The 19,298-nt window shown below is 56.0% G+C and carries 18 protein-coding genes; 10 read left to right on the forward strand and 8 right to left on the reverse strand.

What is annotated here, in order from left to right; all coding sequences use genetic code 11:
* Nucleotides 1-70: 70 nt before the first annotated feature.
* Complete coding sequence (gene emrD / locus ABDW13_RS21340) at nucleotides 71-1,267, reverse strand: multidrug efflux MFS transporter EmrD (protein ID WP_343554534.1); 1,197 nt, start codon at nucleotides 1,265-1,267, stop codon at nucleotides 71-73.
* A gap of 288 nt (nucleotides 1,268-1,555) precedes the next feature.
* Between emrD and fpr the strand changes: the two genes are divergently transcribed.
* The 3 genes from fpr to tpiA all read left to right on the forward strand — a co-directional run bounded on the left by fpr (nucleotide 1,556) and on the right by tpiA (nucleotide 3,887).
* Nucleotides 1,556-2,302 carry a ferredoxin--NADP(+) reductase gene (fpr, locus tag ABDW13_RS21345; protein WP_343554535.1) on the forward strand — a complete coding sequence of 249 codons (747 nt, stop codon included), beginning with the start codon at nucleotides 1,556-1,558 and terminating at the stop codon, nucleotides 2,300-2,302.
* A gap of 106 nt (nucleotides 2,303-2,408) precedes the next feature.
* A complete protein-coding gene (locus tag ABDW13_RS21350) occupies nucleotides 2,409-2,999 on the forward strand; it encodes a YiiQ family protein (RefSeq protein ID WP_343554536.1) in 591 nt (196 codons plus the stop codon).
* A gap of 120 nt (nucleotides 3,000-3,119) precedes the next feature.
* Nucleotides 3,120-3,887 (forward strand): triose-phosphate isomerase, encoded by a 768-nt coding sequence (gene tpiA, locus ABDW13_RS21355; protein WP_343554537.1) that lies wholly within the window; start codon nucleotides 3,120-3,122, stop codon nucleotides 3,885-3,887.
* A gap of 99 nt (nucleotides 3,888-3,986) precedes the next feature.
* On the opposite strand, the gene ABDW13_RS21360 is transcribed toward tpiA, so the two are convergent.
* The 5 genes from ABDW13_RS21360 to ABDW13_RS21380 all read right to left on the reverse strand — a co-directional run bounded on the left by ABDW13_RS21360 (nucleotide 3,987) and on the right by ABDW13_RS21380 (nucleotide 9,447).
* Entirely contained in the window at nucleotides 3,987-4,745 is a 759-nt protein-coding gene (locus tag ABDW13_RS21360) for a CDP-diacylglycerol diphosphatase (RefSeq protein ID WP_343554550.1), read from the reverse strand.
* Between the two features lie 63 nt (nucleotides 4,746-4,808).
* The gene (gene hisD, locus ABDW13_RS21365; RefSeq protein ID WP_343554538.1) at nucleotides 4,809-6,107 is read right to left on the reverse strand and encodes a histidinol dehydrogenase; all 1,299 of its coding nucleotides are present in this window, start codon (nucleotides 6,105-6,107) and stop codon (nucleotides 4,809-4,811) included.
* The gene (locus ABDW13_RS21370; protein ID WP_343554539.1) at nucleotides 6,104-7,258 is read right to left on the reverse strand and encodes an ester cyclase; all 1,155 of its coding nucleotides are present in this window, start codon (nucleotides 7,256-7,258) and stop codon (nucleotides 6,104-6,106) included. The genes hisD (ABDW13_RS21365) and ABDW13_RS21370 overlap by 4 nt, the downstream gene beginning before the upstream one ends.
* A gap of 153 nt (nucleotides 7,259-7,411) precedes the next feature.
* Nucleotides 7,412-8,380: a nuclear transport factor 2 family protein gene (locus ABDW13_RS21375; RefSeq protein ID WP_343554540.1), complete on the reverse strand. Its 969-nt coding sequence runs from the start codon at nucleotides 8,378-8,380 to the stop codon at nucleotides 7,412-7,414.
* Nucleotides 8,380-9,447, reverse strand: a complete 1,068-nt coding sequence (locus tag ABDW13_RS21380) for a LacI family DNA-binding transcriptional regulator (protein WP_343554541.1) — start codon at nucleotides 9,445-9,447, stop codon at nucleotides 8,380-8,382. Before ABDW13_RS21380 ends, ABDW13_RS21375 begins: the two co-directional genes overlap by 1 nt.
* 301 nt (nucleotides 9,448-9,748) lie before the next feature.
* Here ABDW13_RS21380 and ABDW13_RS21385 point away from each other — a divergent pair, with 301 nt between their 5' ends.
* The 7 genes from ABDW13_RS21385 to ABDW13_RS21415 all read left to right on the forward strand — a co-directional run bounded on the left by ABDW13_RS21385 (nucleotide 9,749) and on the right by ABDW13_RS21415 (nucleotide 17,106).
* Nucleotides 9,749-10,978 (forward strand): MFS transporter, encoded by a 1,230-nt coding sequence (locus ABDW13_RS21385; protein WP_343554542.1) that lies wholly within the window; start codon nucleotides 9,749-9,751, stop codon nucleotides 10,976-10,978.
* A 185-nt stretch (nucleotides 10,979-11,163) separates the two neighbouring features.
* The gene (gene hisD / locus ABDW13_RS21390) at nucleotides 11,164-12,483 is read left to right on the forward strand and encodes a histidinol dehydrogenase (RefSeq protein ID WP_343554543.1); all 1,320 of its coding nucleotides are present in this window, start codon (nucleotides 11,164-11,166) and stop codon (nucleotides 12,481-12,483) included.
* Nucleotides 12,484-12,493: 10 nt separating this feature from the next.
* Nucleotides 12,494-13,255: an SDR family oxidoreductase gene (locus ABDW13_RS21395; protein ID WP_343554544.1), complete on the forward strand. Its 762-nt coding sequence runs from the start codon at nucleotides 12,494-12,496 to the stop codon at nucleotides 13,253-13,255.
* A 9-nt stretch (nucleotides 13,256-13,264) separates the two neighbouring features.
* Nucleotides 13,265-14,446 (forward strand): MFS transporter, encoded by a 1,182-nt coding sequence (locus tag ABDW13_RS21400; RefSeq protein ID WP_343554545.1) that lies wholly within the window; start codon nucleotides 13,265-13,267, stop codon nucleotides 14,444-14,446.
* Between the two features lie 2 nt (nucleotides 14,447-14,448).
* Nucleotides 14,449-15,165, forward strand: a complete 717-nt coding sequence (locus ABDW13_RS21405) for an alpha/beta hydrolase (protein ID WP_343554546.1) — start codon at nucleotides 14,449-14,451, stop codon at nucleotides 15,163-15,165.
* Nucleotides 15,147-15,929, forward strand: coding sequence for an aldolase/citrate lyase family protein (locus ABDW13_RS21410; RefSeq protein ID WP_343554547.1), 783 nt, complete (start codon nucleotides 15,147-15,149; stop codon nucleotides 15,927-15,929). The genes ABDW13_RS21405 and ABDW13_RS21410 overlap by 19 nt, the downstream gene beginning before the upstream one ends.
* Before the next feature lie 10 nt (nucleotides 15,930-15,939).
* A complete protein-coding gene (locus ABDW13_RS21415; protein ID WP_343554548.1) occupies nucleotides 15,940-17,106 on the forward strand; it encodes a cupin in 1,167 nt (388 codons plus the stop codon).
* Between the two features lie 70 nt (nucleotides 17,107-17,176).
* Here the strand turns inward: ABDW13_RS21415 and ABDW13_RS21420 are convergent, their stop codons facing one another.
* Nucleotides 17,177-18,166 (reverse strand): sulfate ABC transporter substrate-binding protein, encoded by a 990-nt coding sequence (locus ABDW13_RS21420; protein ID WP_343554549.1) that lies wholly within the window; start codon nucleotides 18,164-18,166, stop codon nucleotides 17,177-17,179.
* A gap of 146 nt (nucleotides 18,167-18,312) precedes the next feature.
* Complete coding sequence (gene pfkA, locus ABDW13_RS21425) at nucleotides 18,313-19,275, reverse strand: 6-phosphofructokinase (protein WP_101760662.1); 963 nt, start codon at nucleotides 19,273-19,275, stop codon at nucleotides 18,313-18,315.
* Nucleotides 19,276-19,298 lie beyond the last annotated feature (23 nt).

Below are 19,298 nucleotides of genomic sequence, written 5' to 3' on the forward strand. Positions count from 1 at the left end.
AAATCGCGCACCATTCGCCGCATCCAGTCAATCCACTATCTGGATCGCAAAGACGCGGCGCTGCATCAATTTATCCTGTAATCGCCTGCTTGCCGCTCTCCGGATGACGTGAGAGCGGCCACCAGCACAGTAACATCACCAGCGAAGTAACAAACATCAGCATGCCCAGGCTGGATTGATCATGCTGCGGCAACAGCGCAGATAGCCACGCCACCACGCCCGAACCGAGATTCTGCAAACCACCAATCAGCGCACCGGCGCTACCGGCCAGCCACGCATACGGCTCCATCGCGCCAGACGTTGCCAGCGGGAACAACATGCCTGCGCCGAAGAAGAACAGCGCGGCGGGCACCAGCAAAGTCCAGATGTTCATCACACCAAACCACGCCGGAACCCACATCAACAATCCCGCCAGCAAGCAACTGTTCACGCCGTACCACATCAGCGTATGCCAGGATTTCTGCTCGCGTCCGGCAAACCACGCGCCAAAGAACGCCGCCGGAATCGGCAAGATGAATAGGACGCTGACGGTCAAACCATCGAGGCCCAATACGCCGCCCATCAGCACGCCGCAGCTGGCTTCGAATACCGCAATGCCCGCCAGCGCGCCAATCAGCAGCAGCAGGTAACGCACGAAATTGCCATCGCTTAGCAAAGTGGCGTAACGACGCAAAAACGGCGTGGCGGGCGTATCGATTGGGCGGGTTTCTGGCAGCCAGCGCGCCATTGAGGCAGTGACACCCACACACAGCAGCAGCAAGAAGGCGAAACAGGCGTGCCAGCCAAACAGATGCGTCAGCAGCGCGCCAATCACCGGCGCCAAAAGCGGGCTGACCAAAATGCCCATGTTGAGCAAACTGTTGGCCTGGCGCAGTGCAATGCCGGAATAGAGATCGCGCGGCATGGTGCGCGCCATTACGCCCGCCACGCCAGTGCCTAAACCTTGAACCGCGCTGCCGAGCACCAATATATCCAGCGATGGCGCGAACATGGCGATCAACGCGCCAACAGCAAAGATCGTCATGCCGATAAGGATCACCGGACGACGGCCAAAGCTGTCCGAAAGCGGGCCGTAGATCAGCTGCGATCCGCCGTAAGTCATCAGATACGCCGCCATTACCTGCTGGATCGCGCCGCTGCGCACGTTGAGCGTTTCCGCCATGTTGGCCATCGCCGGGACGTAGATGGTTTGCGCCATCTGCCCGACAGCCACCAGCACGATCAGCATGAATAACAGAAAGCGGTTTTGCGTTTTACTTATCAACATGGAACAAAATGTCTGCCTGAGAAACAAAGAATAAGCAGCACAAAAAAGGCCACCTCGGATTTATGGCGGCAAAAATATCAGGATTGCGTGACAAATCGAGAGGCGGTGTGAAAGCTGTCAAAGCTTAGCCGTCAAGCTGTGACACCAGATTGTAAACCACAAGCTACAGTTGCTGATCTGTGCGCTGGGTTTGTCGCTGAGAGCCCTTTACCGGACGCAAGGCTGGTAATCCGTTTAAGCGATCGCAATGATAATGATATAGATGAGTTATTAACTTGAGGAGCTGACATGGCTGAGTGGATCAATGCGGAAGTAAAAGAAGTCAAAAACTGGACCGATGCGCTGTTCAGCCTGCGCGTGGAAGCGCCAATTGATACCTTTACCGCCGGCCAATTTGCCAAGCTGGCGCTGGAAATTGATGGCGAACGCGTGCAGCGCGCTTACTCCTACGTCAACGCGCCGCAGGATTCGCTGCTGGAGTTTTATCTGGTCACTGTACCGGAGGGCAAACTCAGCCCGCGTTTGCAGGCGTTGCAGCCCGGCGAACAAGTGATGGTGACCAAAGAGGCCGCTGGATTCTTTGTGCTCGACGAAATCCCCGACTGCAAAACGCTGTGGATGCTGGCAACCGGCACCGCCATCGGGCCTTATTTATCTATTTTGCAACAAGGTAAAGATCTGGAGCGTTTCGATAACATCGTGCTGGTGCATGCCGCGCGTTTCGCCGATGACTTGAGTTTTCTGCCCTTAATGCAGCAGTTGCAGCAGCGCTATGCTGGCAAGCTACACATTCAAACCGTGGTGAGCCGCGAAGAGATCGCCGGGTCGCTGCACGGTCGTGTGCCACAATTAATTGAAAGCGGTGAGCTGGAGCGCGCGGTGGGTTTACCGATGACGGCGGAAACCAGCCACGTCATGCTGTGCGGCAACCCGCAAATGGTGCGCGATACCCAGCAACTGCTGAAAGACACACGTGAGATGCGTAAGCATTTCAAACGTAAACCCGGCCACATGACCAGCGAACATTACTGGTAAACCGAGTGGAACCGACAATGTGGGATTTTTCCCAGTGCGGGTTTTGACTTTCCCCGGTAAAAACCGTTCTAATCGTGGGCTAAGTGAATGATTTAGGGCCGAAGCAATGAAGAACCTGCCAGTCGCGCTGCTGCTTGGCCTCGCGCTGACATTTCCCGCCTGGGCGGAGGATGCACCTGCATTGGATCGTAGCGATCATCTGCCCGCTGCGCCCTATCTGCTGGCCGGTGCGCCAACCTTCGATATGACCGTGGCTCAGTTCCGTGAAAAGTACAATGCCGCCAATCCCGATGCGCCGTTGCAGGAATATCGCGCCATTGATAATCGCGACGATAAAAGCAATCTGACGCGTGCCGCCAGCAAAATCAGCGAAACCCTTTACGCCTCCACCGCGCTGGAGCAAGGCACCGGCAAAATCAAAACGCTACAAATCACCTGGCTGCCGGTTCCCGGCCCCGATATGAAAGCCGCACAGGCGCGCGCCATGGATTACATGACCGCGCTGCTGCGCTTCTTCATTCCTGGCTTATCCGCCGAAGATGGGCGTAAAAAGCTCGATTCACTGCTCAGCGCTGGCAAAGGCGCACGTTATTTTGCCCGCACCGAAGGTGCCCTGCGTTTCGTGGTCGCCGATAACGGTGACAAGGGTTTAACCTTCGCGGTTGAGCCGATAAAACTGGCGCTGGCGACACCCTGATCGCACCGGCAAAAATGACGAAAAGCAAAGCCAGCAACAGATTTGATCTCTATACTGTCTCGCAGACATCGCTGCCCGATGGCAGCGCTATTTCATGAATCGCGTTATGCGGAGGAAAGAATGCGACATCCACTGGTTATGGGTAACTGGAAACTGAATGGCAGCCAAAAGCTCACTAAAGAGCTGATTGAAGGCCTGCGCAAAGAGCTGTCTGGTGTTGATGGTTGCGGCGTCGCGATTGCACCGCCAGCGATCTATCTTGATCAGGCAAAACACGCCATTTCCGGTAGCCACATTATTCTGGGTGCTCAGAACGTTGACGTTAATCTGTCTGGCGCATTCACTGGCGAAACTTCCGCAGACATGCTGAAAGACGTCGGCGCGAAATACATCATCATCGGCCACTCTGAGCGTCGTACTTACCACAAAGAGAGCGACGAGTTCATCGCGAAGAAATTCGCGGTAGTGAAAGAAGCGGGTCTGGTACCAGTGCTGTGCATCGGTGAAACCGACGCAGAAAACGAAGCAGGCAAAACCGAAGAAGTGTGCGCACGTCAGATCGACGCCGTGCTGGAAACCCAAGGTGCAGCTGCGTTCGAAGGCGCGGTAATCGCTTACGAGCCAGTTTGGGCTATCGGTACCGGCAAATCAGCGACTCCTGCGCAGGCACAAGCGGTACACAAATTCATTCGTGACCACATTGCGAAGAAAGATGCGGCTATCGCTCAGCAAGTAATCATTCAGTACGGCGGTTCTGTGAACGACAAAAACGCCGCTGAGCTGTTCACCCAGCCAGATATCGATGGCGCGCTGGTTGGCGGTGCATCACTGAAAGCCGATGCTTTCGCTGTGATCGTTAAAGCCGCAGCAGCAGCGAAAAACGCGTAACTTAGCGTTTTAGATGCAGAAAAGGCGGCTGATTAGCCGCCTTTTTTATTGGTCACCATAAATGGCGACCCTACGAAACATTCGATGAACGCACAGTGTTTATTGCGCCAAAATCGCGCATTTATGATCCTGCAACTCTTCTGCCGAACCGCTATTCAATTTCAACCAATTACGTTCCAGCGCCAACAGCGCTAAACGTCCATCCGGCAACTGCGCCAGCGCCAAACCGTATTTTCCCATTTCCGAACGTGCATGCGGTATTTCATCCGCCAAGCGGATAAACGCGCTTTGCTGCGCCAGTTCAGCAACCGAAAGCGTGCGCACCTGATAACGATGCTTACGCAGCGTTGCGCTCTGCCACTGCGCATTTAGCTTGGGAGACAACGCATCCAATTGTTGCCGCACATCCGGTCGTAAGCAGGAAATATGAATATGCAGCTGATTTTGTGTGCGGCCATATTGCGCATTAATTGCCAGCGACAGCGCGCTATCCGCAATCGGTGCGCCGCTCTTTTGTGCCAACAAAGCACGCTGCTGCCAGGCATCGGCAAACAGATTCGGCGTGGTGGGTTCAAGGATAATCGGACTTTCCATGCCGGTGATTTTTTCGATCGGCATCAACAGATATTGCAACGGGCCGTTAAGATCTTTCAGCGTGACGAAACCCTGCGCGCGATTGACCTGCTGACAAGGCGCGGGTTTGCCATTGGCCGCCATATTCGGCAGACATTTCTCATTGATGATTTGCCATAAGGCGTTGGAATTCTTTTGTAAATGGATAGCGCCAGCCATCAATCCGACAATCAGCAGCACCAATAATGCGGTCAGTAACTTCAGGGTACGACGCTTGCCCTGCATAGCCAGCTTCCTCTGTTCATCACCTGCCAGCATCCTCGCCTGGCAGGTGATGAAAGTCACGGACTAATCCTCAGCGCCGCGCAGAATGGCGTCGAGTTTTTCCGGCTGCAAACGAATCTGCGCCGCACGGCGATGCGCTTGCATGCCCTCGGTACGACTTTGTCGCACCGCAGGCGCAGCAATCGACGCAATACCGTGATCGTCAATCCATTGATGCGTGCAGGTTTTTAGATACGCGCCCACCCACAAACCGCCGGTATAACGCGCCGCTGCCATGGTGGGCAGCGTGTGATTGGTGCCGCAGCATTTATCCGAGAACACCACGCTGGCGTTTTGCCCGATAAACAGCGAGCCATAATTGCGGATGCGTGCCGCCAGCGCGTGCGCATCACGCGCATGGATCTGCAAATGCTCAGTGGCGATTTCGTCGGTATACGCCACCATCGCATCTTCATCGGCGCACAGCACAATCTCGCCTTGTCGCTGCCACGCTTCGCCGGCGGTTTTCGCCGTTGGCAATGACGCCAATTGCGCCTCGATAGCATGCAACGTTGCGTGAGCCACGCGTTCACTGGTGGTTGCTAACCCAACGCGGGTACGCACATCATGCTCGGCTTGTGCCAGCAAATCAGCCGCCAACACGCGCGGATCGGCGCTGTCATCGGCGACGATAAAGATCTCACTCGGTCCGGCCAGCGCATCAATGCCCACTTTGCCAAACACCTGACGCTTGGCTTCGTTCACAAAAGCGTTGCCCGGCCCAACAATCTTATCCACCGCCGGTAACGACGCGGTACCGTACGCCATCGCCGCAATCGCCTGCGCGCCGCCGACTTTGAAGATGCGGTGTGCGCCGGCCAAATGGCAGATGGCGATCATTGCCGGATGCGCGCCCGGCGGCAGGCAGGCGATGATGTTGTCACAGCCCGCCACCACCGCCGGCACAATCGACATCACCGGCGCGGAGAGAATCGGATAGCGTCCGCCCGGCACATAACAGCCCACGGTTTCAATCGGGATGATGCGATGTCCAAGATGCACGCCCGGCAGCGTTTCAATTTCCAGTGGTTGTAAGGTGGCGCGTTGCGCTTCAGCAAAGCGACGCACCTGCTCAATAGCAAACTCGCTATCGCGCCGGGTTTGATCGTCCAACTGCGCCAGCGCCTGCTCAATTTCCGCCGCTGACACTTCCAACTGGTCCGGCACCACGCCATCAAATTTGCTGGAGTAATCGCGTAACGCCGCATCACCGTGCTGGCGCACATTGCTGATAATCTCACTTACCGTGGCAATTAAGCTGGCATCGGCCTGCGCATCTTCCCCTGCTGCTTGCTTGATAAACTGCACGCGTTGCTTGCTCATGCTTCGCTCTCCGCCAACTGGCCCAGCTTGATTTGCGCCAGCATCGCCAAATGATCGTAAACAACCCACTCATCAACAATTTTGCCGTTCACTACGTGATAGTGGCTCATACCCATCACCAGCAGACGCTGGCCGGTCGGTTTGCCCAACTCACCGTAACCGAGGTGATGTCCTTCCATCACCCAACGCACCGCCACTTTGGTGCCGCCCTCTTCGCACGGATTGGAGCAGATATGCTGCGGCATCCACGCACCATCTGGGATCATGCCGATCAGCGCCAGGGTTTGGTGAATCACCGACGCTTGGCCGTACAACTCTTTCATCAGCGGGCCGTGCCATTGCACGTTACTTGCGTATACCTCTTTCACTTTGCCCAGCATGCGCTTGTTGTAAATCTCATGCAGCCAGCCCAATACCTGCGCTTCGGTATCGCTGTGCGCCAGCGTGTAATCCGGATCGCTTTCCGGTGGATATTGCCCCAGCAGACGACGGTTTTCGCCAATCTCGGTCAGGCGGAAACCTTTATCAAATTGCTCTTTCGCCATGTTGTAGGCGATTTGATCGGTATCCAGCCCCAACTGGCGCATCAGCGACATGTTGTCGCTCACCACCCATTCGCGGTAAATCTTGTTTTCCAAAATCATGCAGTCCGCCACGGTGCGCGTGGTGAAAGTGCGATTGGTCGGCTTGCCGTATTGGCTTGATTGTGTGTGGCGGCCGCTGCCAGTGACCAAGTGCGAGGTGTAAAAACCGTCAACGTCGTTACCGTTCCAGATCACTTGCGTCGCCATGCCACGACGTTCCGGGAAAGCCACCAAACGTTGCAGCGTATCCAGCACCACTTGCTCGCGGGTGTAGATGGTGCCGAGCGCGTTATACAGCACGCAGTTGTGGGTGTAATGGCTGTAGATCAGCCCGACATCGCGCTCGTCCCAAATTTTGTGGGTACAACGCACGATGTAATCGACGATATCGGTATAGCAAGGATCGAAACCGCGCATTGGCTGCACCCGCGCCCGATTCTCCGGCACCAGATCGACAAAATCACGACGCTCAACCTGTAAAACCGGTTCGGCGTGGCTGCGGGCTGAGGTTTTTTCTGCGCTCTTTTCACTGGCGGTGGCTTTATTAGCCGTGTCGGTTGTAGACATAAACACTCCTGCTTTTGACGAATTTAGGGTGAGCGCGGTCCCCGCAATGAAGCGCTGCCGATTCACCCGGCTGAATTTAGGGTGCAGAACGCCGTCGGTTATTAAGGGAATTAATAACCGTGACGTAATGCGTTATTTAAAAGTGCTGATTAATCAGCTCAGTAGCTGAAGCCAAATAGAAAGTTCATCGATACCAAGATATTCGCGAATAATCACACCATCGCGTAATTCCAAATGGGTAATTCCCGAAATACACACCGGCTTACGCGATGGCGGACCAAATTTGCCGTAGCCGTCGTGCCAGCTTAATAACGACCAACGCAGGCTGATGCGCACCGGTTCGTTGGCATCACGGCGCACTACCAAGTGATGCAATTGAGTTTCGCTGTCTGCAAACGACGCGCGATAACCCGACAGGAAGCTGCCGATTTCCTGTTCACCAGTAAAGCTGCTGTGGCCCGGTCCGTGCAAGGTGGCGGCGGGATGATAAACGCCCGGCACCACGCCGCTGTTGCCGCCCGCCCACATGCTGAGATAGCGCTCAATCAATCCGGCGAGCGCGCCTTCGGCATCATCGCCATCCGGGCCACCAGCCCAACGCGCTTCCAACTCTTCCGGCGTGGGCATCTCCAAATTTTGCTGCTGGCGCATTTGCGTCAAATGTTGAGCAAAATCCGCCACGTTGGTGCCAATCTGCGCCAAAATCCCGGCACGATCCTGCAACAACCACTCTTGTTCCACCAGCCCATCACGACAGATGCGATCAGCGAAGGTGCGCACCCACACGGTTTTACCGCTCGGCGCGCCAAAGAAGCCATCGCCGAGATGCTGGATGCGCGCTTGCGTACGTTGCGACGCGTACCAACAGGTATCACCTTCACGCGCGGTGAGAATATCTTCGGTCAGCACTTGTCGCTGCGGGAAGCAATGCAACGCTTCCAGCGTTAAACGCATGAAATCATTCAATTCGGTCAGGCGCTTTTCCGGTGTATGAAACACTACCGGCGTGGCGTAGAAATCGGCCAGTTGTCCGATATCCTTTTGCTCCCACACCACATGCGTGAGCGTCAGGATGAACTGCTGAATAGAATCAAACTGGGGACTGAAACCCGGCAATCGCATTACTCAACCTCCTCAGAACGAAATAGCAGTTGGCCGTTCTCTTCCACTACGCCATGACGCGGACGTCGCGCGGAGTGCCGCACCACCAAGGTGCCGGGAATCACAATTTGCTCCGGCGCCATCACCGCGCTGTCGATTTGCTGCATCAGCAATCCAATGGTGCGCTGCACCATCACTTCAACCGGCTGGCTGATAGAGGTCAGCGCATAGGAAGGCCAACCCGCCGGGCCGACATCGTCATAGCCCACCACGGAAACATCCTGCGGGATGCGCAGTCCGAATTCGTAGCGCGCCACATCCATCACCGTCAGCGCCATGTGATCGTTAACCGCAAATACCGCATCTGGTGGTGTAGCGCTACTGAACAACTGGCGCGCCACCTGTGCGGTGTGTTCACTGCTGTTCTCGCCGGACACTACGGTAACCTCATGCTGGCGCGACTGAAGCGCATCGCGAAAACCCTCCAGGCGCAACTGATTCACCGAAGCGTTATCGGCGCCGGTTACACAGGCAAAACGTTGATGTTCGCCTGCCAATAAAAACTCGGCGATTTGTCGTGCGGCGGCACGGTTGTCGGTATTGACGCTGGATGCCATGCCGCTTTCGGCGGTGCGATTGAACAGCACCACTGGAATGCCTGCGCCGTGACACTCTTCCGACAATTCATCGGATAACGCGCCGGATGCCAACACAATGCCATCGACGCGGTACTGCATGATCTGGTCGAAGATGCGATCAACATTACTGTCGCGATCGCTGACGAACAGCAGCAAATGGTAGTTGAGCGCATCCAACTCACGTCCCAGTGCTTCCAGCACATGCGGATAGAACGGGTTATCGAAACAGGAGATCACCACGCCGACAATGCGTGAGCGTGCGGTGTTCAGCGAACGTGCCAGCGCGTTGGGGCGATAACCTAACTCGCGGGCAGATTGCAGCACCTTTTCACGCGTTGCCGGGGCAATGCTGGCGCCGGGCGTGAAGGTGCGCGACACCGCCGACTGCGAAACGCCAGCGTGCTGCGCAACTTGTTGTGAGGTCACTGGACCGAAGGTCTTACGTTTCATGGCGTTATCTTCCTGTTTAGCACACTGATGCGCGGGTGACTGCCGGGCATTGTAGCCAATTTCACCGGCCAGACTCACCTGCTTCGGTGTGTGTTTTTTACTCTTACACCAGTTTTGCATGCGTATGCAACAGACAATAACTTTTTTTTCACAATGCCAAGCACGCACTTTACAAACCTGAAATCATTTCGTAACTTCGGCCGTTGAATACGTATTCAAAGAAGACAAAATAATCGACCCGGACTCAGGAAGAAACCCGCGTTTTTAGTCACATATCTGGCTTGAAAAGAGGTTCAACACTATGTTTCGAGCACTGTTTAGCCGTCCCGAGTTGTTGGCGTTTTTTTTAATGAGCGTGATGTTTTTTATCTGTATTCACGGCTTCGATGCGTTCATGGCACCGTACATGGTGCGCTTGGGCATTGAGCCGCAAACCATCGGCATGATCATGGGCGCTTCTGGTTTGGCCTCGTTATGCATCCGTTTTCCACTCAGCGTCATCTCCGACGTGATGAAAAATCGCAAAGTGTTTATGCAGTTCGCGCTGTTGTTGCCGGTGATCGCCTGGCCGCTGGCGTGGATGTTCCCCGCCGCGCTGACGTTCTGGCTGGCAAAGCTAGCATGTGGCATCGCTGCCGCCAGTTGGGTGCTCTACAACATTATTTTCATTCGCTATTTTCGTCGTGATGAAGCACCTGCCGCCGTGGCCTTGCTGGCGCTGGCTGGGCCAATTGGCGTGTTTATCAGTAACGCGATTTGCGGCGCAGTCGCGCTGTGGTTCGGTGATACGCATGCGTTTTTTGTCCCTGCGGCCGCCGGTTGTCTGGCGTTGCTGCTCAGCCTGCGCATTCGTGAAGGGGAAGATATTCACCGTGCGCCCCATCTCAAAGCTTGCGTAGAAAGTGCCAAACGTCAGCTTGGCGACAGCACCATTTGGTTTATTGGCTTGCTGGCAACGGTGGTGATTCTGGTGCCGTTTGCCACGCGCGATACGCTCACACCGATCTACGCACAACAACTGGGTGCCAAAGCGGGCACGCTAGCGGTGCTGAGCAATATCCATTTGTTGTTTTATGGCATAGCTGTGGCGATGTGCAGTTCGGTGTTTTATAAGCGACTCGGCTTAGTGAACACCGCGCTGGTTGGCATTGGCCTGCAAATCATCTCGTCGATTTTCATGCCTTTCACCAGCAACCTGTGGCTGATTTATCTGTGGCAAGGGCTGGCTGGATTCTCCTTCGGCATGGCGTTCGCAGTGTTTATGTCGCTCAGCGTGGTGAATACCACGGAGAACGAACAAACCACGCGCATGGGCCTGTTCCAAACCATCTATTCATGCGGCATGTTTTTCGGCCCGGTGCTAATGGGTGTGCTGTTGCAGCACGTGAATTTGTCGGCCGGATATTGGGTGATTGGCGGATTGTGTCTGATCGCCGGATTGCTGACGCCGCTCGCCGCGAAGCGGGTGCAGATGCGTCATATGCGGCGTGCCACTGAAAACCATGAAGAAGTTGCTGAACGCGTGAGCTAATAACGGTCACCATAAATGGCGACCCGACGAAGTCCTAAACCCCCGTTTTACGGGGCTTTTTGCTGCCTGCCATTTGAAAAAACTGCGTAATTTCTCACTTTTCACCTTTTCTTTTTTTGCCGCTTTACGTTTTTTGCATACGTATGCAAACCTATTTCTCGGGATGCAATTACGAGGAAAAGAGCATGGCAATCTGGTTAAAACAGGCGGCAGCCAAAGCTGAACGTCAACAACAGCAACAGCGCGTACGCAGCGATGTGGAAGCGGTGCTGGCACAGATCGAAGCGCGTGGTGACGAAGCGGTACGCGAACTCTCAATCAAATTCGATGGTTTCGCCCGCGATGATTTCCGCTTATCGCCGCAGGAGATCAACGCCTGTTTGCAACAGCTGAGCAAGCAGGACATTCGCGACATCGAGTTCGCGCAAGAGCAGGTTTATAACTTTGCGCAAGCGCAGAAAAGCTGCCTGACCGATCTGGAAATCGAAACCCGCCCAGGCGTGATTCTAGGCCATCGCAACATTCCCATCAGCAATGTCGGTTGCTATGTGCCGGGCGGCAAATATCCGCTGCTGGCGTCGGCGCATATGTCGATCATCACCGCCAAAGTGGCCGGTTGTGATCGCATCGTCAGCTGCGCACCGCCGTTCCACGGCAAACCGGCGGCGGCGATTGTCGCAGCACAATCCATGGCGGGAGCGCACGAAATCTATGCGTTGGGCGGTATTCAGGCGGTCGGCGCGATGGCGATTGGCACCGAGCGCATTGCGCCGGTCGATATGCTGGTTGGGCCGGGCAACGCGTGGGTGGCCGAAGCCAAACGCCAACTGTTTGGCCGCGTTGGCATTGACCTGTTTGCTGGCCCAACTGAAACACTGGTGATCGCCGATGACAGCGTGGATGGCGAACTGTGCGCCACCGATCTGCTCGGCCAGGCGGAACATGGCCCAACATCTCCGGCGATTTTACTCACCTGTTCGCGCCAGCTTGCCGCTGATACCGAACGCTTTATCCACCAGCTTCTGCTGCAACTACCGACTGCCGACGTGGCGCAACAAGCCTGGCACGATTACGGCGAAATCATTCTGTGTGCCGATCACGACGAAATGCTGGCGGAAGCCAATCGCATCGCTTCGGAACATGTGCAAGTGATGACCGACCGCGATGATTGGTATCAGCAAAACATGCGTAATTACGGTGCGCTGTTCCTCGGCCCGCGTACCAATGTGGCGTTTGGCGACAAGGTGATCGGCACCAATCACACGCTGCCGACGCTGGGCGCATCGCGCTATACCGGCGGTTTGTGGGTGGGCAAATTCATGAAAACCTGCACCTTCCAACGCGTGACCAGCGACGCCGCCTCAGCGGAAATCGGTGCCTATTGTTCACGCCTTGCGCTGCTGGAAGGCTTTGCCGGTCATGCCGAGCAAGCCAATATCCGCGTGCGTCGCTACGGCCAGCAAACGGTGCCGTACGCCGCGCCCGCGCCAGTTGGTGCGAAATAAGGAGGTGCACATGGTGCCGAATACGCCCTCTTTTCGCCTGGATGGACAGCGCGCGCTGGTGACCGGTGGTTCGCGTGGCATCGGCTTTGCTGCCGCTGTCGCGCTGGCACAAGCCGGTGCGCAGGTATGGATAGCCGCGCGCGATGCCGATCGCCTCGCCAGCGCGGTGCAGCAAGCCGCCGAGGTTGGATTAACGCTGCATCCGCTGCCGCTCGACGTATGCAATACCGCGCTGGTGCGCCAAACCTTAAATGAATTGCCGAGCTTTCATGTGCTGGTTAACAGCGCCGGATTAGCGCGCCACCAGCCGTTTTCGCAAGTGAGTGAAGCCAATTTCGATGCGGTGATGGAGGTGAATCTGCGTGCCACCTTCTTTCTGTCGCAGCTGGTTGTGGCGGGCATGCAAGCCGCGCAGCACGGCGGCAGCATCATTCATCTCTCCTCGCAGATGGCACACGTCGGTGGCCCGCAGCGCAGCGTCTATTGCGCATCAAAAGCGGCACTGGAAGGGTTAACGCGTGCCATGGCGTTGGAACTGGGGCGCGATGGCATCCGCGTTAACACGCTGTGTCCGACATTTATCGAAACCGAACTGTCGCAAGCTTCGCTGGCGGATGAAGCCTTCCGCCAGCAAACGCTGCGCCGCATTCAGCTTGGCCGCCTTGGCACGTTGGAGGATGTGATGGGGCCAGTGGTGTTTCTGGCGTCGCCCGCCGCCGCGTTAATTACCGGCAGCGCGCTGAAAGTCGATGGCGGTTGGACGGCTTATTGAGGAATAACCATGAAAGCATTACTGCGTCGCGATGTGCTGTTGTTTTTCATTATTAGTCTGCTGTTTTTTATCAGCATTCACGCCTTTGATCCGTTTCTTGCGCCCTACATTACTTCGCTGAATGTGGAAGCGCGCGTGATGGGTATCATCATCGGTGCCACCGGTTTGGCCTCAATGTTGCTGCGTTTTCCCACCGGCATCTTGTCGGATCGCTTTCGCAGCCGGAAACGCATTATCCAGATTGGTTTGCTGTTTACCCTGCTGGCCTGGCCGGTGGTGTATGTATGGCCGACGCCGGAAACGCTGTTTATCGCCAAACTGGCCGATGGCGTGACCAGCGCGACGTGGGTGGTTTACAACGTGATGTTCGTGGCCTATTTCCCACCACTGGAAGCCGCCGCTGCGGTGGCGATGCTGAGTGTCACTTCGCCGGTTGGCACCTTTATCGGCATTTCAGTGGCGGGATTTATCGCCCGCCATTTCGGCGCAGAATCGAGCTTTTTAGTCGCCTCCAGCGCCGCACTGTTGGCGCTGCTGCTGACCTTCTTCATCCGCGAAAAACGTCCGCAAGCGATGCCAACCGAACAGCGGCTTTCGGCGGTGCGCGTGCAACTGCGCGATCCGTCGGTGTGGTATCTCGGCGGGCTATGCGCACTGGTGATGATGGTGCCGTTTGCCACCCGCGATACCTTAACGCCGCTGCTGGCGGAAGGTTTCGGCATGGCAGCGGCATCACTGGCGACCTTGAGCGGCATTCATCTGTTTTTCTATGCGCTAGCCACCGCGCTGTGTGCGCCCTTCTTCTATCGCGTACTCGGCTTGCGTAATACCGCGATTATTGGCGGCTTGCTGCAAGGTGCGGTGGCAATTGCCATGCCTTACGCGCCAAACATCTGGCTGTTGTACGGCTTGCAAGCGCTAGCGGGCTGCGCCTTCGGCATGATCTCCACGGTGCTCAATTCGCTAATCGTGACCCGCACACCCGCCTGGCAGCAATCCACCCGCGTTGGGTTGTATCAAAGCATCTATTCCGCCGGGATTTTCTTTGGCCCGGTGCTGGTTGGCTACATCAAGTACTACTTCGCGATGCAGCAAGGTTTCATGGTGATTGGCGTGATTTCACTGCTGTCGCTGCTGCTGGTGCGGCATGTGATGCAGATGGTTAATGCGCGTCCGGCGGCGGAGGGCTAAGTATGTCGATTCCATTAGTCCTGCTCGGCGGCACGCTGTGTGATGCCGCGCTGTGGCAACCGATTTGTCGCTACTTGCCGCAGCAATCCGTCATCATTCCAGAAATGGGCGGCGCGGAGAGTGCTGAGCAGCTGGCGGCGCAGTTGCTGAACAATCTGCCGCCGCGCTTTTTACTTGCTGGATTTTCACTTGGCGCATTAGTGGCGCTGGAGATGCAAGCCCAAGCGCCGCAGCGCATAGCGGGATTGGCGTTGATGGCGGTGAATCCGCTGGCCGATGCGCCGACCAATGCCGCCGGACGCATTGCGCTGCTGGCAAAAGCGGAAGAAAGCGGCATGACGCCAGTGATTGAGCAGTTGTGGCCGCGCTATGTGCATGCATCGCGGCTGGCAGACAGTGGCCTATTTCACACGCTGTGCAAGATGGCGACGCGTAACAGCATGGAACGCTTTCGCCAGCAAACCGCTATCGCCATTCAACGTCGCGATCTGCGCCACACCTTGCCCGCACTGCATGCGCCGCTGCTGATTCTTAACGGCGACAGCGACGCCATTTGTACCCCCAAACATCAACGCCTGCTGACGGATGCGGCACCTGCTGCACGCCATATCACGCTTGAGCAATGCGGACACTTTTTGCCGCTGGAACAGCCGCAAGCCTGTGCCAGCGCGCTGCAAACCTGGATAAAGGAGAGCGAACAATGCGTATCAACCCACTGAAACAACGCCGTGAACCGATCATCAACGGCTGGCTGGCGATTCCCAGCAGTTACAGCGCTGAGATTGCCGGTCACCAAGGTTACGATGCAGTAACCGTGGATTTGCAACACGGCCTGATCGATTTCGCCGCTGCGCTGAGCATGTTGCAGGCGCTATCATCAACGCCCGCCACGCCGCTGGTGCGCGTCTCGCACAATGAACCGGCGCAGATCATGCGCATGTTGGATGCCGGGGCGTACGGCATTATCTGCCCGATGATTAACGACGCCGATGAAGCGCAGCGCTTTGTGGATGCTTGTCGCTATGCGCCGCAAGGTTCGCGATCGTTCGGCCCGGCCCGCGCCTTGTTGTATGGCGGTAAAGATTATCCGCAGCATGCCAATCAACAAATCCTGACGCTGGCGATGATTGAAACCCGCGCCGGGTTAGCCAATCTGGATGCGATTCTCGATGTCGATGGCCTGGACGGCGTGTTTATCGGCCCGAACGACCTCTCATTAACGCTGACCGGCCAGGCGAGCGCCGAATCGCAGCATCCTGAAATGCTCAATGCCATTGAACGCGTGCTGACCCGCACGCGCGCCTGCCACAAGCTAGCGGGGATTTTCTGCACCAGCGGAGAAGCTGCCGCGCAACGTGTGGCGCAAGGTTTTCAATTAGTCACACCCGCCAATGATGTCATGCAATTAACTCATGCCGCACGCCACGCCGTTGCCAGCGCGCGCGGCGAAGCGCTGCCTGCCCGTTCCGGTTCGGGTTATTAAGGAGAAGAAGATGAAACAGCAAACGTTAACTGCCTCTGCGGCACGCACCCGCCTGATCGCGCCAGAAGATATGGTTTCGTGCAATCTGGCGTTTATCGACTGCAAACTGCCGGGATCGCATCTCAAGCAGAACTACTCGTTTATCGGGCCGGGCGTGACGCAATCGTCTGAGCAGGTGATCAACATTCCCGAAGCGCACGGCTTCAATATTGGCGCAGCGGCGATGCCGAAAGGCGTGACCAACAATCTGCATCTGCATTTCACTGCCGAAGTGTTCTTGATCCACGAAGGACGCTGGCGTTTTCGTTGGGGAAACAAAGGCGAAAATGCGCTGGAACTGGAAGCACCCGCAATTGTCAGCCTACCAACGTGGATTTTCCGCGGCTTCACCAATGTTTCCGCCACCGATACCGATGGTTGGGTATTTACCGTGCTCGGCGGCGATAACACCGGCGGCATTATCTGGCATCCGGACGTGATGGCGGCGGCAGCGGAGTATGGGCTCTATCTCAGCCCGAATAACATGCTGATCGATACCTCAGCCGGTGCTGCCATTCCGTCGGTTGCGGAACGCATGCCGCCGTTGCCGCAAGCGGAAATGGAGAAGCTGGCGCATTACACGCCAGAGCAAATGGCGCAATTTGCCGTTACCAGCGAGCAGCGTGCGTGGTGCGATCACGCTTTACTGGATGCGATGCTGCCGGGACACGGCGCGCGTATGGCGCCGGTGATTGGCTATGGCATCAGCCAGGATCGCCAGGTCAATCCGCCGATCATTGCGCCTCATGGTTTCTCAGTCGAATGGCTGGCGCTGCCCGCCATCGGCGAAATGGGCGCGCATCGCTGCGAGCAGGTTCAGGTATTGATGGTGTTCAAAGGCTCGCTGCAAGTGACGTTTAATCGTGATGGCGAGGAAGTGACGATTAACGCGCCGGAACGCTCGGTGGTTTCCGTGCCAGCAAATAGCTGGCGGCGTTATCAGGCGCAGGATGGCGAATGCGAAGTGGTGATCACCACTGCTGGCGACGGACGCAAAAGAATTGAGTGGGATAAAGCGATTGTCGATGCTGCCGCGGAGTTAGGTTGGGGACTCGATCCGGATGGTTATCTGGTGCGGCAAGCGCTGCTGCCATTGGTGGCACAGCGCGCAGGGCGACGGTTGGCAACGCAGGAATAAAAAAGGTCACTATGAATGGCGACCCTACGGTTCTAGAGGCGGTCCAAAGGGACCGCCAGCATTAAAGTGATTACGGCTTCATCACCTGGTCATAGCTGCCGCCATCAGCGAAGTGGGTTTTCTGCGCTTGCGTCCAGCCACCAAACTTGCTGTCGATGGTGAACAGCTTCACTGGCGCGAAGGTGCTGGCGAATTTCTTCGCTACCGCTTCGTCACGCGGACGGTAGAAGTTCTCGGCGGCGATGGTTTGACCTTCAGGTGAATAAAGGTACTTGAGATAATCTTCGGCCACTTTCCGCGTGCCCTGCTCATCCACCACTTTATCCACCACGGAAACCGTTGGCTCCGCCAGAATCGACTCGCTTGGCGTGACGATTTCAAACTTGTCTTTACCCAGCTTATCAACCGCCAGATAGGCTTCGTTTTCCCACGCAATCAGCACGTCGCCAATGCCGCGTTCAACGAAAGTATTGGTCGCGCCGCGTGCACCGGAATCCTGCACTTCGACGTTTTTAAACAGCGATTTGACGTAAGCCTGCGCTTTGGCCTGATCGCCACCGTTTTGATCCAGCGCCCAACCCCATGCCGCCAGATAGTTCCAGCGTGCTCCGCCTGAGGTTTTTGGGTTTGGCGTGATAACAGAAACGCCCGGTTTAATCAGATCCGGCCAATCATGAATGCCTTTCGGGTTGCCTTTGCGCACCAGGAATACGATGGTCGACGTGTACGGCGCAGAGTTATCCGGCAGGCGTTTGATCCAATCTTTATTGATACGACCTCGGTCAGCAATAGCATCCACATCGGATTGCAGCGCCAGCGTAACCACATCAGCACGAATGCCATTGATCACTGAGGTCGCTTGTTTACCTGAACCGCCGTGCGACTGGCGAATCACCACGTTGTCGCCGGTTTCTTGTTTGTAGTGGGCGCTAAACGCTTTGTTGTACTGCTCGTACAGCTCACGAGTAGGATCGTAAGAGACGTTTAGCAGCTGAATATCCTTTGCCAGAACACTGGTTGAAGCCAGTAACAGGGTGACACCAATACTCCACTTGTTCATTGCTTGCTCTCCCGAGGTCGTTATAGAACAAGACTGACACAAACTTATCCATGAATTAAAGAATTAAAAATAAGCTGTTATAACTTGGTGGAATATGTGCGGATATGAAAAAGGCGCGATTTGCGTCGCGCCTTGATGCGGCAGGATTAGTAGAGTTTTTTCGCGGTATCCAACCAATCGCGTTTGAATGGACGCTTCATGTTTTCAATCGCATCGATGATGTCGTGATGCACCATCTTCTCGTTCTGAATACCGACGCAACGACCGCCGTAACCTTGCAGCAGCAGCTCGATTGAGTAAGAGCCCATGCGCGACGCCAAAATACGGTCGTAAGCGCAAGGCGCGCCGCCACGCTGAATGTGGCCAAGTACCGTCGCGCGCGTTTCGCGTTTGGTTTCGGCTTCGATAAAGTGCGCCAGATCGTCGATATCACAGATGTGCTCGGTAATCGCCACGATAGCGTGCTTTTTACCCTTGGCGATGCCAGCTTTGATTTCTGCCACCAACTCTTCGCGGGTATATGGAATCTCTGGCAATACGATGAACTCACATCCACCAGCAATCGCCGCCGCCAGGGTTAAATCGCCGCAGTAACGGCCCATCACTTCAACGATCGAGATACGTTGGTGTGAGGATGAGGTGTCACGCAGGCGGTCAATCGCTTCAACCACGGTTTCCAGCGCGGTGAAATAACCGATGGTGTAATCGGTGCCCGCCACGTCGTTATCAATGGTGCCCGGTAAGCCGATGCACGGGAAACCCATTTCAGTCAGGCGCTTGGCACCCATGTAAGAACCGTCACCGCCGATAACTACCAGCGCATCGATGCCGCGCTTTTTCATGTTATCAATCGCGGTTTGACGCACTTCATCGTTACGAAATTCTGGGAAACGCGCGGAGCCAAGGAAGGTGCCGCCACGGTTGATCATGTCTGACACGCTGTAGCGGTCGAGGTTGATCATGCGGTCTTCGTACAAGCCCAGATAGCCGTCGTAGATACCAAAAACTTCAAGTCCTTCACTCAGCGCGGAACGTACAACTCCGCGAATGGCTGCGTTCATGCCTGGGGCGTCGCCGCCGCTGGTCAGTACTCCGATTTTTTTGATCATGACAACCTCTGGATTGTTCAAAA

The organism is Pantoea sp. (genome assembly GCF_039594315.1).
GTDB lineage: Bacteria > Pseudomonadota > Gammaproteobacteria > Enterobacterales > Enterobacteriaceae > Pantoea.

Bases quoted from the DNA above. Each gene is read 5' to 3' on its own strand.
- hisD (WP_343554538.1), bottom strand. From the start codon at position 6,107: ATGAGCAAGCAACGCGTGCAGTTTATCAAGCAAGCAGCAGGGGAAGAT.
- ABDW13_RS21410 (WP_343554547.1), top strand. From the start codon at position 15,147: ATGCGTATCAACCCACTGAAACAACGCCGTGAACCGATCATCAACGGC.
- ABDW13_RS21360 (WP_343554550.1), bottom strand. From the start codon at position 4,745: ATGCAGGGCAAGCGTCGTACCCTGAAGTTACTGACCGCATTATTGGTG.
- fpr (WP_343554535.1), top strand. From the start codon at position 1,556: ATGGCTGAGTGGATCAATGCGGAAGTAAAAGAAGTCAAAAACTGGACC.
- hisD (WP_343554543.1), top strand. From the start codon at position 11,164: ATGGCAATCTGGTTAAAACAGGCGGCAGCCAAAGCTGAACGTCAACAA.
- ABDW13_RS21370 (WP_343554539.1), bottom strand. From the start codon at position 7,258: ATGTCTACAACCGACACGGCTAATAAAGCCACCGCCAGTGAAAAGAGC.
- ABDW13_RS21420 (WP_343554549.1), bottom strand. From the start codon at position 18,166: ATGAACAAGTGGAGTATTGGTGTCACCCTGTTACTGGCTTCAACCAGT.
- ABDW13_RS21400 (WP_343554545.1), top strand. From the start codon at position 13,265: ATGAAAGCATTACTGCGTCGCGATGTGCTGTTGTTTTTCATTATTAGT.
- ABDW13_RS21415 (WP_343554548.1), top strand. From the start codon at position 15,940: ATGAAACAGCAAACGTTAACTGCCTCTGCGGCACGCACCCGCCTGATC.
- ABDW13_RS21350 (WP_343554536.1), top strand. From the start codon at position 2,409: ATGAAGAACCTGCCAGTCGCGCTGCTGCTTGGCCTCGCGCTGACATTT.
- ABDW13_RS21405 (WP_343554546.1), top strand. From the start codon at position 14,449: ATGTCGATTCCATTAGTCCTGCTCGGCGGCACGCTGTGTGATGCCGCG.
- ABDW13_RS21385 (WP_343554542.1), top strand. From the start codon at position 9,749: ATGTTTCGAGCACTGTTTAGCCGTCCCGAGTTGTTGGCGTTTTTTTTA.
- ABDW13_RS21380 (WP_343554541.1), bottom strand. From the start codon at position 9,447: ATGAAACGTAAGACCTTCGGTCCAGTGACCTCACAACAAGTTGCGCAG.
- ABDW13_RS21375 (WP_343554540.1), bottom strand. From the start codon at position 8,380: ATGCGATTGCCGGGTTTCAGTCCCCAGTTTGATTCTATTCAGCAGTTC.
- tpiA (WP_343554537.1), top strand. From the start codon at position 3,120: ATGCGACATCCACTGGTTATGGGTAACTGGAAACTGAATGGCAGCCAA.
- pfkA (WP_101760662.1), bottom strand. From the start codon at position 19,275: ATGATCAAAAAAATCGGAGTACTGACCAGCGGCGGCGACGCCCCAGGC.
- ABDW13_RS21395 (WP_343554544.1), top strand. From the start codon at position 12,494: ATGGTGCCGAATACGCCCTCTTTTCGCCTGGATGGACAGCGCGCGCTG.
- emrD (WP_343554534.1), bottom strand. From the start codon at position 1,267: ATGTTGATAAGTAAAACGCAAAACCGCTTTCTGTTATTCATGCTGATC.